18 protein-coding genes and 1 pseudogene are annotated in these 16,014 nt (G+C 59.4%); 15 read left to right on the top strand and 4 right to left on the bottom strand.

Annotated features, from left to right (window positions below; genetic code table 11):
• Positions 1-2: 2 nt before the first annotated feature.
• Genes M5C56_RS30955 through M5C56_RS30945 form a run of 3 tightly spaced genes read left to right on the top strand, consistent with a single transcriptional unit; the run spans position 3 to position 3,178 of the window.
• Positions 3-1,007 (top strand): ABC transporter substrate-binding protein, encoded by a 1,005-nt coding sequence (locus M5C56_RS30955; protein WP_103498426.1) that lies wholly within the window; start codon positions 3-5, stop codon positions 1,005-1,007.
• A gap of 27 nt (positions 1,008-1,034) precedes the next feature.
• A complete protein-coding gene (locus M5C56_RS30950; protein WP_103498427.1) occupies positions 1,035-2,222 on the top strand; it encodes an acyl-CoA dehydrogenase family protein in 1,188 nt (395 codons plus the stop codon).
• A complete protein-coding gene (locus M5C56_RS30945; RefSeq protein ID WP_103498428.1) occupies positions 2,219-3,178 on the top strand; it encodes a D-isomer specific 2-hydroxyacid dehydrogenase family protein in 960 nt (319 codons plus the stop codon). Before M5C56_RS30950 ends, M5C56_RS30945 begins: the two co-directional genes overlap by 4 nt.
• Here M5C56_RS30945 and M5C56_RS30940 read toward each other — a convergent pair.
• Positions 3,175-3,903 (bottom strand): annotated as a pseudogene (locus tag M5C56_RS30940) (serine/threonine-protein kinase); the annotation flags it as partial. The gene M5C56_RS30945 and the pseudogene M5C56_RS30940 sit on opposite strands and share 4 nt — an antisense overlap.
• A 17-nt stretch (positions 3,904-3,920) precedes the next feature.
• The gene (gene mobH / locus M5C56_RS30935) at positions 3,921-5,792 is read right to left on the bottom strand and encodes a MobH family relaxase (RefSeq protein WP_103498430.1); all 1,872 of its coding nucleotides are present in this window, start codon (positions 5,790-5,792) and stop codon (positions 3,921-3,923) included.
• A gap of 574 nt (positions 5,793-6,366) precedes the next feature.
• Between mobH and M5C56_RS30930 the strand changes: the two genes are divergently transcribed.
• From M5C56_RS30930 to M5C56_RS30920, 3 genes are all read left to right on the top strand, one after another.
• A complete protein-coding gene (locus M5C56_RS30930; RefSeq protein WP_178129932.1) occupies positions 6,367-6,930 on the top strand; it encodes a DUF3577 domain-containing protein in 564 nt (187 codons plus the stop codon).
• A gap of 103 nt (positions 6,931-7,033) precedes the next feature.
• Entirely contained in the window at positions 7,034-7,528 is a 495-nt protein-coding gene (gene radC, locus M5C56_RS30925; protein ID WP_103498432.1) for a DNA repair protein RadC, read from the top strand.
• Between the two features lie 230 nt (positions 7,529-7,758).
• Positions 7,759-8,091 (top strand): hypothetical protein, encoded by a 333-nt coding sequence (locus tag M5C56_RS30920; RefSeq protein ID WP_103498433.1) that lies wholly within the window; start codon positions 7,759-7,761, stop codon positions 8,089-8,091.
• 120 nt (positions 8,092-8,211) lie between these two features.
• On the opposite strand, the gene M5C56_RS30915 is transcribed toward M5C56_RS30920, so the two are convergent.
• Positions 8,212-8,406: a hypothetical protein gene (locus tag M5C56_RS30915; RefSeq protein ID WP_103498434.1), complete on the bottom strand. Its 195-nt coding sequence runs from the start codon at positions 8,404-8,406 to the stop codon at positions 8,212-8,214.
• Between the two features lie 222 nt (positions 8,407-8,628).
• On the opposite strand from M5C56_RS30915, the gene M5C56_RS30910 reads away from it, so the two are divergent.
• From M5C56_RS30910 to M5C56_RS30870, 9 genes are all read left to right on the top strand, one after another.
• On the top strand, positions 8,629-8,946 hold the full coding sequence (locus tag M5C56_RS30910) for a hypothetical protein (RefSeq protein ID WP_103498435.1): 318 nt from the start codon (positions 8,629-8,631) through the stop codon (positions 8,944-8,946).
• Between the two features lie 235 nt (positions 8,947-9,181).
• Positions 9,182-9,811 (top strand): PilL N-terminal domain-containing protein, encoded by a 630-nt coding sequence (locus tag M5C56_RS30905; protein ID WP_103498436.1) that lies wholly within the window; start codon positions 9,182-9,184, stop codon positions 9,809-9,811.
• Positions 9,808-10,488 (top strand): hypothetical protein, encoded by a 681-nt coding sequence (locus M5C56_RS30900; protein ID WP_103498437.1) that lies wholly within the window; start codon positions 9,808-9,810, stop codon positions 10,486-10,488. The genes M5C56_RS30905 and M5C56_RS30900 overlap by 4 nt, the downstream gene beginning before the upstream one ends.
• 55 nt (positions 10,489-10,543) lie before the next feature.
• On the top strand, positions 10,544-11,236 hold the full coding sequence (locus M5C56_RS30895; protein WP_247263474.1) for a TIGR03759 family integrating conjugative element protein: 693 nt from the start codon (positions 10,544-10,546) through the stop codon (positions 11,234-11,236).
• Positions 11,233-11,796: a lytic transglycosylase gene (locus M5C56_RS30890; protein ID WP_103498439.1), complete on the top strand. Its 564-nt coding sequence runs from the start codon at positions 11,233-11,235 to the stop codon at positions 11,794-11,796. The genes M5C56_RS30895 and M5C56_RS30890 overlap by 4 nt, the downstream gene beginning before the upstream one ends.
• Complete coding sequence (locus M5C56_RS30885; RefSeq protein WP_247263473.1) at positions 11,793-12,353, top strand: integrating conjugative element protein; 561 nt, start codon at positions 11,793-11,795, stop codon at positions 12,351-12,353. Before M5C56_RS30890 ends, M5C56_RS30885 begins: the two co-directional genes overlap by 4 nt.
• Positions 12,354-12,355: 2 nt before the next feature.
• Entirely contained in the window at positions 12,356-14,536 is a 2,181-nt protein-coding gene (traD, locus tag M5C56_RS30880; protein ID WP_103498440.1) for a type IV conjugative transfer system coupling protein TraD, read from the top strand.
• On the top strand, positions 14,533-14,793 hold the full coding sequence (locus tag M5C56_RS30875) for a hypothetical protein (protein WP_103498441.1): 261 nt from the start codon (positions 14,533-14,535) through the stop codon (positions 14,791-14,793). Before traD ends, M5C56_RS30875 begins: the two co-directional genes overlap by 4 nt.
• Positions 14,794-14,806: 13 nt before the next feature.
• On the top strand, positions 14,807-15,556 hold the full coding sequence (locus tag M5C56_RS30870) for a TIGR03747 family integrating conjugative element membrane protein (protein WP_247263472.1): 750 nt from the start codon (positions 14,807-14,809) through the stop codon (positions 15,554-15,556).
• Between the two features lie 136 nt (positions 15,557-15,692).
• Here the strand turns inward: M5C56_RS30870 and M5C56_RS30865 are convergent.
• Positions 15,693-16,014: calcium-binding protein (locus M5C56_RS30865; protein ID WP_348648056.1), on the bottom strand; the 322-nt coding region annotated here is incomplete at its 5' end.

Genomic DNA, 16,014 nt, shown 5'->3' with positions numbered 1-16,014 from the left:
CCATGATGAACACGATCATCCAGGGACAGCTCAATCGTCGCGGTTTCCTGACCGCCAGCTCCGTAGCCTTGGCCGCACTGGGGTTGTCGACCCTGGTGCCACGGGCGCTGGGGGCCACGGCAAAACTTTCGGAGCTGACCCTCGCCGTCGCCAGCTACCGTGGCCAGGACTCCTATTTCACCGACGATGCCGGCACCTCCGATACCCCCTACAAAGTCGACTATGCGGAATTTGCCGGCGGCAACCTGATTGTCGAAGCCTTGGCTTCAGGCAGCCTGGACATCGGCGGCATGAGTGAAATCCCGCCGATCTTCTCGATCCAGAGCCATCGCGAGCCCAAGCTGATCGCCGTCCTTCAAGGCGACGTGAACAACCAGGTGATCCTGATCCCCAAGGACTCGAAACTGGAATCCGTCGAGCAACTGAAGGGCAAGCGGGTGGGCTATGTGCGCTCCACCACGTCCCACTACTTTTTGATCAAGGCCCTGAAGGAACAAGGGCTGACCTTGAACGACATCACCGCCGTGGCACTCACCCCACAAGATGGTTTCAGCGCGTTCCAGAGCGGCCAGCTGGACGCCTGGGTGATCTACGGCGTGTTTATCCAATTGGCGAAATTTCGCAGTGGAGCCCGGGTGCTGAAAACCGCCCTGGGCTACCTCTCGGGCAACTACCTGATCGCGGCCCGCCCCGCCGCCCTGGAGGACCCTCTGCGCAAACAGGCGATCCAGGACTACCTGCAGCGCGAAGCGCGCACCCTGGAGTGGATGAACAACAACCCCGAGCCCTGGGCCGTGAAATCGGCGCAACTGCTGGGGGTGGATAAAGCGGTGTTCCTCGACATGTACAACAGCCGCAGCCAGCCCTACAAGCTGATCGAAGTGAATGAGCAGGCCATCGCTTCGCAGCAGGAAGTGGCGGATCTGTTTTTCAGCGCCGGGGTATTGAGCCAGCGGTTGGATGTCAGCCCGTTGTGGGATCGGCAGTTCAAGTTGCTGCCGATATAAACACTATTTTGATCGAGTGAGCCGACCATGAGCCTTTCCTCTCAACAAACGCCACTGCTGCGCTCGGTGGCAGTTGCCAATTTCGAAGCCTTGCTGGAACGCATCAGCAGTCAGTTGGCCGCCACCGCTCATCTTTACGACGAAAGCGGCGCCTTCCCCCATGACAATTTCAAGCTGTTGCACGAACACGGCCTGGTGGCCCTGACCGTGCCCAAGGCCCTGGGCGGTGGCGGCGCCAACCTGGCCCAGGCGCGCAAGGCCATCAGCGCCATTGCCAAGGGCGAGCCCTCCACCGCCTTGATCCTGGTGATGCAGTACCTGCAACACACCCGTTTGCAGGACAGCAAAACCTGGCCTCCGGCCTTGCGCACGCAGGTGGCCGAGGACGCGGTGAGCAAGGGGGCGCTGATCAACGCCTTGCGCGTCGAACCGGACCTCGGTACACCAGCCCGTGGCGGCCTGCCGGCGACCGTCGCGCGCCGCACCTCTGCCGGCTGGCGGATCAGCGGGCGCAAGATCTACTCCACCGGCAGCCACGGTCTGACCTGGTTCAGCGTCTGGGCCCGCAGCACCGATGAAGACCCGCTGGTCGGTGCCTGGCTGGTGCACAAGGACACGCCCGGCATCAGCATCATCGAGGATTGGGACCATCTGGGCATGCGCGCCACCTGCAGCCACGAGGTGGTATTCGACAATGTCCTGGTGCCGCTGGATCACGCCGTCAGCGTCAGCCCCTGGAGCGCACCGCAACCCGAGCTGGATGGCGACGGCTTCCTGTGGATGTCGGTACTGCTTTCATCGGTCTACGACGCCGTTGCCCAAGCGGCTCGGGACTGGCTGGTGGGCTGGCTGGAACAACGCAAGCCCTCCAACCTCGGCGCGGCACTCTCGACCCTGCCGCGCTTCCAGGAAACCGTCGGGCATATCGACACCTTGCTGTTCGCCAACCGCAGCCTGCTCGATGCCGCGGCTGAGGGACACACGCCCACGAGCAACGCCGCGCAACTGAAATTCCTGGTCACCGGCAACGCCATCCGTGCCGTCGAACTGGCCATCGAGGCGTCCGGCAATCCCGGCCTGTCACGCCACAACCCCTTGCAACGGCATTACCGCGACGTGCTCTGCAGTCGCGTTCACACGCCGCAGAACGATGCCGTGCTGCAAGGTGTCGGCAAAGCCGTCTTCGCCCAGCGCCAGCCAAAGGAACGCCCATGAACCAGCTTGTGATTGCCAGCCAATTGGATGAAGACCTCAACGAGGTGGTCCGCCAGCGCCTCGCCCAAGCGCACCCTGGCGTGCGCCTTATCGGCGTCCCGGCCGGGGTACCCAGCGACCTGGCACCCGAGGTCAGTATCCTGCTGGCGCGGCCGATCAATGTACGCGGCTACCTGGCGCCGGACACCCCACCGCCGGGCTGGCCCTATGGGTTGAAATGGATTCAGGTGGTGTCTTCCGGTATCGACTTCTACCCCAAATGGTTCTTCGACGGCCCACCGGTGAGTACGTCACGGGGCAGCGCCGCCGAGAACATCGCCGAATTCGCCCTGGCCGCGATCTTCGCCGCCGCCAAGCGTCTACCGGACATCTGGGTGCATGACTCACAGTGGAATTTCACTGCGCTGACACCGCTCAAGGGCACCACCCTGGGGATTCTCGGCTTTGGTGCCATCGGTCGCAGCCTCGCGGCCAAGGCCCACGCCCTGGGCATCAAGGTGCTGGCGTTGCGTCAGAGCCAGACGCCCTTCGAGGTGGAAGGTGTCGAGGCCGCGCGGGATATCCATGACCTGTTTGCCCGCGCCGATCACCTGGTGCTGGCCGCCCCCCTGACCGGCGCGACCCGGCATATCGTCAACACTGCCGTGCTCGCCAGCGCCAGGCCCGGCCTGCATCTGATCAACATCGCGCGTGGTGGCCTGCTTGACCAGGGAGCGTTGCTTGAAGCACTGGAGAACGGAACGATCGGCCTCGCCTCGCTGGACGTCACCGAGCCCGAACCGCTGCCGGACGGACATCCGTTCTACGCCCATCCACGGGTTCGTCTGTCACCCCATACGTCGGCGATTTCCAGCAACAGTGGTCACGAAATTGCCGACAGTTTCCTCGCCAATCTCGAGCGCGTCCTCAACGGCCTGACACCAGAGAACCTGGCGAACGTGCAGCGCGGGTACTAGCAACGGAGCCAAAGGCGCGGCCAGCGGCGCCGGAGCGGGACCTTGCGAAACGCCTCCAGCAACTGATCGGCATTGATGCTCCGCTGCTCGGGGTCGAAGCTCAGCGTCTGGCGCAAGGCAGGCCAGAGACGGCCCGGCAGTTGTGCCGGACGTCGCAGGGTTCGCTCCAGACCTTGGTCCCTGGCCTTGAGCGCATCCAGACGATGGAAAGGGTGCATGCCGCTGGCCAGCTCATACAGCACGCATCCCAAGGCATAGATGTCCGTCGCGACCGATAATGGCGCCCCTTCCAGCAGTTCGGCTGCCGCATACGCCGGCGTCCAGGCCTTGAAGCGCGACCGGTTCAACTGCGCCAGCCCGGGCAACACACCCGCCATCGGCCGACCCAGGCCGAAATCGAACAGCCGCGGGCCATCCTTCGCCAACAGGACATTGCCGGGTTTCACATCGCCATGCAGCACCCCACGCTGGTGCACATGGGCCAATGCCTCCAGCAGGCCAATGGCAATCGGCTGCAACACAGGCCAAGGCAAGCCCTCGGGCCGCTCGCACAGCAGCCGGTCCAGGCCCATGCCCTCGATCAACTCCTGGGTCATGAAGGTCCGCGCACAAGCAGTGTCGACTTCGAAACTGTAGGTACGTACCACACTGGGATGACACAGCCGTCGCATCAGGGCGAACTCGCTGTAGAGGAACGCACTGGCATCCGTGACATCGACAAAGTCGTGCAGGCGTAGGAACTTCAGCCCTTCGAGTCCTTTAACTTCAGATACGGGTTGTCATAGGGCTTCTCAGTGAAAATCAGCAGTGGATCCTTGAGCAAATAGCCCTTGATACCTCGGGTTTTGCGAGGACCTTTGACCTCACAGATCCAGATATTCAGCCCCCCTTCACTCTTGTGGTGCAGGCCCAGTCTCTCGAAACGACGCTGTACCCAACGCCAGTCGCTGGTCCCCTGCTCCTTGGCCATTCGTGCAGTTTCGGGGTGTTCCTGGGCATAACGCTGAAAGATCTTCGGCGTAACCAGAAAGGCCGTCTCGGCGACGCTATGGACCGAAGCGTGAGCGTCGTTAATGGTGATTGTGTGCTTCAGAATGCCTTGGCGCAGCCATGTCATGAAAGCCTCTCCCAGGTCTTTCACTTTCACGTCTGGGATTGGCAAACGAACTGGCGAGGAAGGTTGGCGTGAAAGCGGGGATTGGCGCACGGGCGATGGACGGGGCTCGGCAGTGACCGGTTCATCAGCCTCATGGTGATACACCTCCATTGAGCTGCCCTCGTTCAACATCCGAAACCACTCCGGTGGTTCCTCCTCTAGCGCCCCCTCTTCTAAACCGCAGGGTGCATCCGCCTCCAAGATGAAACTCGCCTGAGCAGATATCTGCATCAGGTCAGACTCCATCTCCCAAGGTGGAGAGAGTCCAGGCGATGAGCGATCCCCGGCCGTTGTTTCATTTCGTTCCCCCGTTGTTTCGACTGCCGTTTCAACCGTGATCGAACCGCTAAATACCGGAGGGCGTTTACCCTCCTCCCAGAGCAACGACGGCGAGACTTTGAGGAACGTCAGGGTCTTTTTCCATTTGCCACTCTCAACGGTGGCAGTCCAGATCGCCTTGCCATCAGTGTTGACCTGAATGATCGCGTTGTCCTGCAGGACGTTAAACAGCGTGGCATTCGAGGACGGAATCCCATCCGCACCTTGAGACAGCAAGTGCGCGCGAAGCTTGTCCGCTACCGTCTTGCTGACCAGCCACACGCTGTCATCCGTGAGCCAGCCGTCTGAAGCACGAGCCTGGTTCAGCTTGAGCCGCTCGTTGACGAGATAGCGCAGCCCTTCAATCAATTGACGCTGCAGGGAGCTCTTCGGCGCGGCCAGTGCCCGAACGGGATTCCCCCCCAGCTCCTGCGCCACCGACGCCTGATCAGCCTGACTGACCAGTTCACCCAAGGTACCGGCATGTTCGTATTGCCCGGCCAGCACGTAGATCAGTGCGCCCCAGGGTTCTGGATAGGTGCTCAGCCAATCGAGAATCGACGGTGGCAGCACTTGCAAGGAGAGCAAGCCCGTCGCGGCGCAGTGGAGCTTGTAGGGGCGGCCCTTCAGGTACTTAAAGCGATACGCGCGGCTGACCGGGCCCTGCCACGGATGCCAGATTGTTCCGTCGTCCAGGTGCACCTCCACGTCGACCGCGATTTTTCCAAGGTCATGCAAAAGGGCCGCGTATGCGACGGTGGCGCTCCAGGCTTCGGTTTGCGCTGCCTGGGTTTCAGGGGGAGCGCCCATGGGCAGCAGGTGGGACTGTCGGATTTTCAAGGCATAGGCCACGATCTCAAGGCCGTGATCAAGCATACCGCCAGGGTAAGCGTGGTGATGATTTTCAGAGGCGGGCAGTTGCTGAACCAGTTCGGCGTAGCGCTCGATGGGGCTCAGGTAGAGTTCGGAGAACTGTTTACGGGACAGCGAGGTGCGCTGCCAGATGTGCTCTAGGAGTTTGCGCCGGCGCGGGGTCGACAACAGCTCGGCGGCAGTCTGCGGTGTGAAATAGTTGGACGCCCCGGTCTTGCGAGTTGGCTCATGATCAGCCGCCTTTTTCAGCTTGAATTGCCAGAACATTCAGCCTGCCATCCGTGTGGTGTGAGGGAGCCTTTTGGCTGTTCAGTGCACGGATGACCGTTTGCGGGTAGGCCCTTTGCCCTTCGTTTTGCTTCCCTTGGCCCCTTCCGTTTCGCCTCTCCTTTTATGACCTTTTTTGGGCGCGGAATGCCAGGGGAAAACAGGATTACGTCCCACTGCATTTATTTTTCGAAGGTAGGGCCGAGGTGTATCAACCAGAGGAAGCATGGGAAGTGGCACGACACGGGATGCTTCGCCAAGCTGACGGCGCTCAAGTTGAAATATCCGACATACCCCGTCTGAAAGGGAGGACTAGACCAACTGGGGTTCTTTTTCTCATGCTGAAGGGGTGTCCTGCTGACGTTGTCGGCAACATGCCCAGGTAGCCCGGATCTAAAAGGCTACGACGCGATGATCGCGTTGATCACCACCGGACCGCTCTCGCATTCATCATCGCGGTCAGTCGTCAGTGCCTTTGACGGCCGAATGCCTACTGCACCACCACTCAATGGGGAATCACTTTCCCCTTGGGGATGAGTGTTTCCCCATTTTCCTATTGAAATTGGAGACACTCATGACGACTCAAACTCAACCCGTTGCTGAAGAAAAAAAGCATTTCAACATGTACCTTGACTGCATCGGCTATCTCAACAATGTCAGCACGATCACATATCATAAACAATCGTACCTGAAGGTTTCCGTTACCGTGCTCATGGGCCCTGCCGACAAAGTCGAATACAGGTACTTTAGTTGCACCGTGGTCGGTACCGAGGCCAAACAGCTCATCAGCCACTGTGCACAAGAGATCAACTCAGGTCAGACCGTCGTGGCATGCTTCAAACTCAGCGGCCTTTGGACCAGGTCTTTCACCCATCAGACAGGTGAGTTCAGAGGTCAGCCGGATACCAGACTGATAAGCAATTTACTTTCTCTGTCCTTGATCAAAATCGATGGTGAAGTGGTGTACCACGCGCCCAAGGAAGAGGAATCAGACGTCGATTCGGCGAATGTAGCGCAGACATCCAATCCGCTAGATACAACAAATGCACCAGAGACTGCCTATGACTCTGCTTCCAGCGATATCGGTGATCTAACCGACATCACGGAAGCTGCAACGGTCGCGCACCACGCGGTCTGATCCATCACCCAGGCGCCCTGACCGGCGCCTTCTTTCACCTTCGGGGGCATACGCGTCCCTCGGGGATGGCGTGCCTCCATGATTGGAAACAGAGGTTGACGTCATGAGTTCTACCCACGCCCCAAACGACATGCGGGCTCTAGCTGCACTAAGCCCAGCCCAGGAAGATGTGTTGATCGAAAAGGCCATGCGGATTCTGGATCGACGGCTATTTGCTCGGGGCCCTAAGCTCGAAAGCCCACCAGAGGTCGGCCGCTTCCTCAAACTGAAACTGGCCGGGATGGATCGCGAGGTCTTTTCCATCCTTTTCCTGGACACCAAACACCAAGTCCTCGCGTTTGAAATACTGTTTCAAGGAGACATTGATCAAACCACTGTTCATCCCAGGCAGGTGGTCAAGCGTGCAATTGCCCACAACGCCTCAGCGGTCATCGCAGCTCACAATCATCCTTCGGGGTGCACCACACCCAGTCAGGCTGATCGCATACTGACCCAACGACTACGTAAGGCCCTGGCGCTAATTGACGTGGTGTTGCTGGACCACATCATTGTCGGTGCCGGTGATCCATTGTCCATGACCCAACATGGGCTGATGTAACCCTTATCAAGGCGCCCTCCCCGGGCGCCCGCCTTCTGGTTTCACTTCGGCCCCTGCAGTGGCAGATCTGAACCCGTGGCTGGAGGCTGTCTGCGACCAGACGGACTCTTGCCCACGTCTTCATCTGAACGACAACCGTCGATAGAAACCTGATGCAACTCACCTAACGGGGAATCACTTCCCCTAGAGGACAGTGTTTTCTCCGCACCCTGTTCTGCAGGAGGAACACCATGTCCACACTCAGCTACAACATTGGCTTCGCACTCGGCGCTGTCACACGGGAATTCCTGAGTGCAGTGAAATCAACGAATGTATTGCCTGTCACCCAACCCAAGGCAAGCCCTTCAATTCAGCTACCACCTCCCTGCGTCCCAGATTCTCTGGTTCGTGAAATGGATCGCCTGCCAGCAATGGTTCGCACCAAAGGCATCGATCTGAGTCACTGGTATGTGGCCAATACTCGATTGGTCCAAAAGGCGTCTCGTAAACGCCGCACCAGGCCGAAGAGTGTTGACACTGCAAGACCAGATTTCGTCGGTCCGCTGATGCCTTCTGCTTGTTGAGTGGGTTCCACCTACCCCTGCTGGGAATCCTCCCGCAGGGGGGCTTTGCTGAATTTCAGCCAATTAGGTCACGGTGATGTCATCTCCTGAATCAGGAAAACGAACCAAGCATTTCGCTGTTCAGTCGTCGAGATTTTCAGCCAGGAGAGCGACCAGTTCCATGGGGCTGCGGCTGTTGATCACGTTGTAGATCAGGTCGCGCTTAGACCGTGGCAACTTCTTCACGCAGCTCTTGGCCGATGCCCTCACCGCTTCATCCGTACCATGAATACGTGCGGCCAAGAGCAGCACTAGAACGACGTCAGAGAGATTCATAGCGGGGTCCAAAACAGAGAGCGGGAAGTGTAGCGACTCTTGGACGATCGTAAATCACCATACATCGTGTCCTCCCAGCCTCAACATGCTATTCGGGCATCTTGAGGAATGAAGACGTCAGTATACTGATAGCCCCCATTCCAGTCCGTGTATTGCAATGCAGAGTCGCAAAAGCAGATCACTCGCACCGTCTGTTAGCTGGACCCCAGAGGAACAAAGCGCATGACGACAGCCGCCTCCCTCACCGCTCGTGAAGTTTATCAGGTGCTCAAAGAGGTCGCCCTGGGGGTACGTACCCTGCGTCGACTGAGTACACAATGCTGGAACGAGATCCATACCGGACCTATGCCCGTTGAGGTAGATCACTGGACGCTCACGCTGTTCAATGACGGCGACACCCTCACTTACTGTGAAGCCGCGACGTGCCCTGCCGGAAGAACAGGAACACTCGACGATTGGCAGCGTTACGGAACCAATCCCGTTGATCTACTGAGCGCTTGGGAGCATCGGCAGTTGGAGCTCACGCTCACCCGTCTTTGATGCCCCCATCACTCTGCTTCGTCATCCGAAAAGCTGCTCGCTGAAGCGCCAGTTCTTCCAGACTGAAAAACTGGTTGCCCTCTCGAAACCGCCCAAACAGCTGATGCCTAATGCTGCGGTGTCCCTTCCAGCAGAAGGTCACCTGAAAAATCACATCGACCCAAATCCTGTTTGTTTGCTGCGCCGATTGCTCTGATTTGCAAATGTGTTCTTACCAACGCGTGAGGACACATGGATGTTTTTCTCCCCTACTCGGCCTTTGGCCACTGCTGTAAAACTCGCCTTGCCACTGACGGTGATCGCGCTGTCGGGCTGCAACTCATTGATGACTTCGTCTCCCCAGAGAGAGGTTGTGCGGCCTTCCGTGTCGAAGGTTTCACGTTCGTCCCAGGTTCAATGGCTGCAGCCTGAACGCTCGCCGGCTCAGCGTGAGGGGCGCTATACCCTCGCCAGCACGTTTCCCCGAACCGAGCAGTTGGATTTGCTGAGCCAAGTGATCGATATCCGATTGCCGGAGACGCTGAACCCGACGGTTCACGAAGCGATGCACTACGTTCTGCGCCATTCCGGCTATCGGTTGTGCCCGGCGATCGCCGCAGAGACTGGCGGCGTGCAGGTGCTGTATGCCCATCCGCTTCCAGCGGCGCACTACCGGCTTGGGCCTATCACCGTACGCAATGCACTGCTGACGTTGGCTGGCCCAGCCTGGCGTGTGGAGGTGGACGAAAGAGCCCGGAGCGTCTGCTTTGCGGCGCGAGACGATGTGACTGATCAGCTACCGACAACCGTGCTGGTTGGTCCGGTGGCGGGTACAACGGGAGCGTTTTCCTCACCTATGGCGCAGCCGTTGGGAGGTGAGCAATGAAACGTCCTACAGTGTATTCGGCCATTCAAGGTGTGACGCTGATTTTGCTAGCAGGCACAGCGGTCTACCTGGGAAACAAGCTCTCGATGCTTTCCGACGCTGTGGAGTCAATGCCCTCTCACGAAGGTCTGGAAAGCATCCAGTTGCACCTGAAAAGGGTGGATACCGAACTCGATGGTTTGCAGTCATGCGTGACAGAGGCCGACTTTCAAGTCGCGCAAAAGACGCTTCTTCAACGTATTGAGACGCTGGCCGCGGATCGTTCCGTAGCGACCGTCGTCTCAGGCGTCGCTGCTCTGACCACCCAGGTGGAAAACACCGAGGGCGCGCTGCTGGCGCTCAAAGCGGCCGTAGAAACGCCTCCCTCCCCGACCACTGCGCCGGTACCGTCTTCTGCCGCCGCGCGGAGGCCTTCATCGAGGCTGCCCAAGGTCGTGCACCCTCGCAGAACCAACACCACCGCGTCCACGCGACTGCCGTTCACCGTCGTGGGTCTGGAGTCACGCGGCGGTGAGTTGTTTTTAGCGGTGGCGCTCACAGGGGTGCGGCGACTGGAGGACATCGAACTGCTTCGGCCGGGCCGGGTGTTCTTGGGCTGGCGTTTGGAAGCGCTGGAGCCAGGCAAAGCCCAATGGATTCGGCCTGATGGTGGTTCGCTCTCCATCTCGATCCCGTGAGGGCTGCGCCATGAACATATCCCCTCTTTGTCTGTGGTTGAGCGGTGCCTGTCTGTTGCCGTCCCTGGTGGCTCAAGCCGAAACGCTGACCCCTCTGACCGTTGAAAGCACACCACACATCCAGCATCAGGAGCTCCCGACTCAAGCACTTGAGCAGGCGCTGGCCTCTGAATGGGGCCTCAAGCCAGAAGAGTGGCAACGCTATCGCCGCTTGATGCAAGGACCGCTCGGTGTGTACTCGCCCAACCTCGATCCGCTGACGGCATTGGGTATTGAGGCGCGAGATCCACAGGAACAGCAGCGCTATGCCGAACAGCAGGTGCAGGCGGAGTTCGTCCGAGTGCAAAAGCTGCTGACTTACCAGAACGCCTACAACGAGGCCTATCAGCGTTTGTACCCCGGGCAACTGCCGGTGAACCTGATCGGCACCGAGAGCACGGCCCAGGCGTCTCCTGTGATTTCATCGGCTCGGTTGGCAGTGTTTGTCACTTCGGACTGCAAAGGCTGCCCAGAGCGCGTCAGACAGCTTCAGCAAGCGGCACAGGGTTTTGATCTGTACCTGGTCGACAGCCGGGGCAAAGACGACCGCCTTCGGGCCTGGGCCAAGCGGGCCGGTATTGAGCCGAAGAAGGTGCTCAACCGCGACATCACCCTCAATCACGACACCGGACACTGGGCACGTCTGGGCGACAACGGGGCCTTTCCTGCCGTCATGCGGCAGGTCTTTGGCCAATGGCAAAGGCAATGAGCCGGGGCCGCTTGTGGTCGTGTGCCGGTTTGGTGAGTGGCGGCCTGCTGGCCTTACAGGTCAGCGCTGCTGCCTTACCGCCGCCCGCTTACCAGTGGGCGACCCGGGGCACGCCGGTTCCCTCTCCGGTGTTGTACGCGCTGGCCCTACAGGAAAGTGGTGCCCGTGTACGTGGCCGGTTGGTTCCCTGGCCCTGGACCCTGAACGTGGCGGGCCAGTCGTACCGCTTTGCGGATCGGCGCTCGGCGTGCGGTGCACTGCTCCAAGCCCTCCGGACAGTCAGTGCCAAACAGGTGGATGCGGGCTTGGGCCAGATCAACCTGGGCTGGAACGGCGAGCACTTCACGCATCCCTGCGAAGCCCTGGACCCGTACCGCAACCTGACCGTCGCCACCGCGTTGCTCCTGAAACACAAATCCCCGAACAACAACTGGACCACTGCCGCAGGCCGCTACCACCGCCCCGCTGGCGGTGCACCCGCCAAACGCTACCGCCAAGCCTTTGCTCGGCACCTCACTCGTATCACCCGCCCCAACCTTCAAGGAATGAAGACCCCATGAACCCGACACAAACACCACACGCCTCTTTTATCTCCCGCGCACCACTGACCGCTCTGATGCTGGGCACAGTGGCGGGCCTGTTGTGCAAAGCCACCCACGCCGAACTGATCGTCGTTGATGACCGGGGCGGCACCTCAACCCTGGCGTACTACCGCTCGCTCAACCTGTTGCCCGATGAGCAACCGGCAAGGGCCATGACCTTGCCGCCAGTGCGCACCACCGCGTACAGCGAGGCGGACATGTTGCCAGTGAAGTCCCCTTCGCTGAGCCCTGGGCCCTTCGAGAGCCGTACACACAATGCCGCCGGCTTACAGCCCGTGTTCCTGGTGGGCGATGACGAGCTGTCACGGCAGTGGCTGCAGCGCCGTGGCGATGTCTTGCGTGAAATCAAAGCCGTCGGGTGGGTGGTCAATGTTCAGCGGATGACAGCCCTCACAGAACTACGCGCTTTGGGCGCCGGACTGGAGATGGTGCCAGCGGCGGCGGATGACCTGGCGCAGCGCTTGGGGATAGAGCACTACCCCGCGCTGGTGACGGCCACCGGTATCGAGCAGTAGTCATGACCCAGTCCCATACCATCGAGGCCCTGTTGCGGCCTGCGGTGGAGCTCTACACCGTAGCGGTGTGTGGCATCGGGGCGTACTTGAGTCTGTTCGCGCCCTGGTCGCTGGCGATGACGCCACTGTTCGGGGTCGGGGCGGCGGTGTTCTTTCTGGGGTTCGGCGGGATGCGCCTTCGTCAGGCACTGGTGGTGTTGCGCTATCGGCGCAATATCCGTCGGCTGCCGCGCTATGTGATGACCAGTAAGCAAGTGCCCGTGAGCAACAGCCGACTATTTATCGGCCTCGGTTTCAAGTGGGAGCAACGGCACACCCAGCGTCTGATGCAGACCTACCGGCCCGAGTTTCGTCGCTACGTGGAGCCCACCGCCGGATTTCAGGCCGCTCGCCGTTTGGAAGTACGCCTGGAGGTGGCGCCTTTTCCGTTGAGCTTGGTGCCCCGCGTTACCGCCTGGGACAGCCCGTTTAACCCGGTGCGTCCTCTGCCGCCAGTAGGCGGCTCTCCTCGCCTGCATGGCGTTGAACCCAATGAAGTCGAGGTGTCGCTGCCGTTGGGAGAACGTGTCGGCCACAGCCTGGTCCTGGGCACGACACGGGTCGGTAAAACCCGGTTGGCAGAGCTATTCATTACCCAGGATATCCGCCGCAAGGAGATGGTCAACGGGTTGCCTGAGTTCGAACCTGTGATTGTGTTCGACCCCAAGGGCGATGCAGATCTACTCAAGCGTATGTACGTCGAAGCCAAGCGCGCCGGGCGTGAGGACGAGTTTTATGTCTTTCACCTGGGTTGGCCGGATTTTTCGGCGCGCTACAACGCCGTAGGTCGTTTTGGGCGCATCTCCGAGGTGGCCAGTCGCATCGCCGGTCAGCTCTCGGGCGAGGGCAACAGCGCAGCCTTCAGGGAGTTCGCCTGGCGCTTTGTCAACATCATTGCCCGAGCGTTGGTGGAACTGGGAATCCGCCCGGACTACCTGAAGATCCTACAGCACGTCATCAATATCGACGCGCTATTCATTGAGTACAGCGGTTACTACTTTGCCAAACACGATCCCAGGGCTTGGGAAGTGATTGTCACGATTGAAGGCACCCTCACTGAAAAGAACACGCCCTACAACATGCGAGGCAGGCAGAAGCGCGTAACGGCCATTGACCAGTACCTGTCGCAAACCAGAGTAGCGGACCCCGTGATGGATGGACTGCGCTCGGCGATCCGCTATGACAAGACCTATTTCGACAAGATCGTTGCCTCGCTCCTCCCGCTGCTGGAGAAGCTCACAACTGGGCGTATGGCCGAGCTGATCTCGCCCAACTATACGGACCTCAACGATCCTCGGCCGATTTTTGACTGGATGCAGATCATCCGTAAGCGGGCGATTGTGTACGTTGGGCTCGATGCTTTGTCCGATCCAGAGGTGGCCGCCGCCGTGGGCAACTCGATGTTTTCGGACCTGGTGTCCGTGGCAGGCCACATCTACAAGTTCGGCATTGATGACGGCCTGCCGGGTGCTGTCCACGATCAGAAAATCCCCATCAACCTTCACGCCGATGAGTTCAACGAACTGATGGGTGATGAGTTCATTCCGATGATCAACAAGGGCGGCGGTGCCGGTATCCAAGTCACTGCTTACACCCAGACCCTTAGCGATATCGAAGCCAAGATCGGCAACCGAGCCAAAGCCGGTCAGGTAGTGGGCAATTTCAACAACCTCTTCATGCTGCGGGTGCGCGAGACCGCCACCGCCGAGTTGCTGACCCGGCAATTGCCGAAGGTGGACGTCTACGCCACCACGCTGGTCAGCGGCGCGACGGACAGTTCGGACCCGACCGGCAGTACCGACTTCACCAGCAACACCCAGGACCGGGTCAGCTCCACCAGCGTTCCGCTGATAGAACCGGCCCACATCGTCAGTCTGCCGAAGGGGCAAGCCTTTGCCCTGATCGAAGGTGCCAACCTTTGGAAAATCCGTATGCCCATACCCGCCCCCGATCCTGATGAATGCATGCCCAAGGACCTGCAAACCCTGGCCCAGCACATGCGCAAGCGCTACATCGATGGCGGTGGCGAGTGGTGGATGAGCAGTGGAACACGGGCGCTGGATGAATCACTACCGGCGGATCTGCTGGAGCAAGCGCACCAGGCCAAGACCGCTTCGACAACTGCAGAGGAAGCTCAACCATGAAAGGAAAAGTCCGTGTGAAGCTGCGTTTCGTTCACCTTCGGGCACTCACGTCGGCGACTCAGACGGTCTCCCACGTCTTGCATCAGCTACTGATCGCTGCTCGATGGGGGGCCCATGAAGGGAATGATCTGTTTGACCGCTTTAGCAAAAACGGTCTCTCTCCACGCTGGATCAACGTGCTCCAGATTAGGGTGGTGGACCCGGTCGCCGGTCCACTGTTGGTCTGCTTCGAGCCTGTGATCGTCACGGAGTCCTGAGCAGGAGAGGACCATGGCTACTAGCACCGACACCGCAAAAAGCCAACAACCACAACGCGATAAGGGCCTGATCAGCAAGGTCCTGGGGCTGCCCTTCACCCTCCTCGGCATTTTGTTGGTGTCGTTGTTTTTCAGTGTGGTGACCGAGTGGATCGGGCTGTATTTCTTCTGGCCGGAGGAAGGCTGGCATCACTCGCGCGACATGCTGAACAGCGAGCTGGAGTGGTTGTCGGCAGCTTTTGTCCAGAGCCTGCTGGTTGAGCAGCCAGGGCAAACCGCTCGTTGGATCATCGGCCTGGCGTATGAATGGGGTTTCGAGAAAACCGGTCTGATCCGCTGGATTACCCAATCAGCCGAGCAGGCACGATTGAACGGTAACCGAGGGGCAGGGATTCAGTACTACCTGGGGCTGGTCTATGTGCACCTTGAAGACTACGGGCTGGCGGCGGTGTATGCAGCGCTGACCTTTCTGGCGCGCATCCTGATTTTGATACTGACGCTGCCGTTGTTCCTGATGGCGGTCTTCACGGGGCTGATCGATGGACTGGTGCGTCGAGATTTGCGTCGCTTTGGCGCGGGGAGAGAGTCCGGGTTCATCTACCATCGGGCGAAACGGATGATCGTGCCGCTGTGGATCGCGCCCTGGATCATTTACCCCGCGTTGCCGATGACCGTGAGCCCTTTGCTGGTGCTACTGCCCAGCGCAGCGGTACTGGGTGTGGTGGTGAGTATTTCGGCCGGCAGTTTTAAAAAATACCTGTAGTAACACCATCATAGCCGTCGAGTGTGAAATAGGGCAGATAACATTCCTGCAAGGAGCACTGAAAATCCAGCAGAAACGTCAAGTCACTGAAGCAGCCGATAACCAACAGGCTATCGACCGCTTTCACTTGAAATACTCAGTGCCAGTTTGCCGCGATGACTACATCCAATTGCGAACGCTGATCGTTACTAAGGTTGGACTCGCTGCCAGCAGGCACCCCAAATCCTGCCATGGCATCCACCAGATTTTGCACCTGCCCTTCCAACACGACCTTGCTATCAGAAGCTAAAAACTGATGGACGTGATAAGAATCACCGATATACCAATTCTGAATCACTGCCTTATCGTTTGAGCCAATAGCGCTGATTTGGAGATCATTACCCTCCCTTTTAAACCACAACTGCTCTGGTGAAATATCGCCAACAAATTTGACGGTATCATTCCCATTATTACCCCAC

Source organism: Pseudomonas sp. MWU13-2862 (genome assembly GCF_023242495.1).
GTDB lineage: Bacteria > Pseudomonadota > Gammaproteobacteria > Pseudomonadales > Pseudomonadaceae > Aquipseudomonas > Aquipseudomonas gingeri_D.
This window is presented reverse-complemented; position numbering and strand designations above follow the sequence as displayed.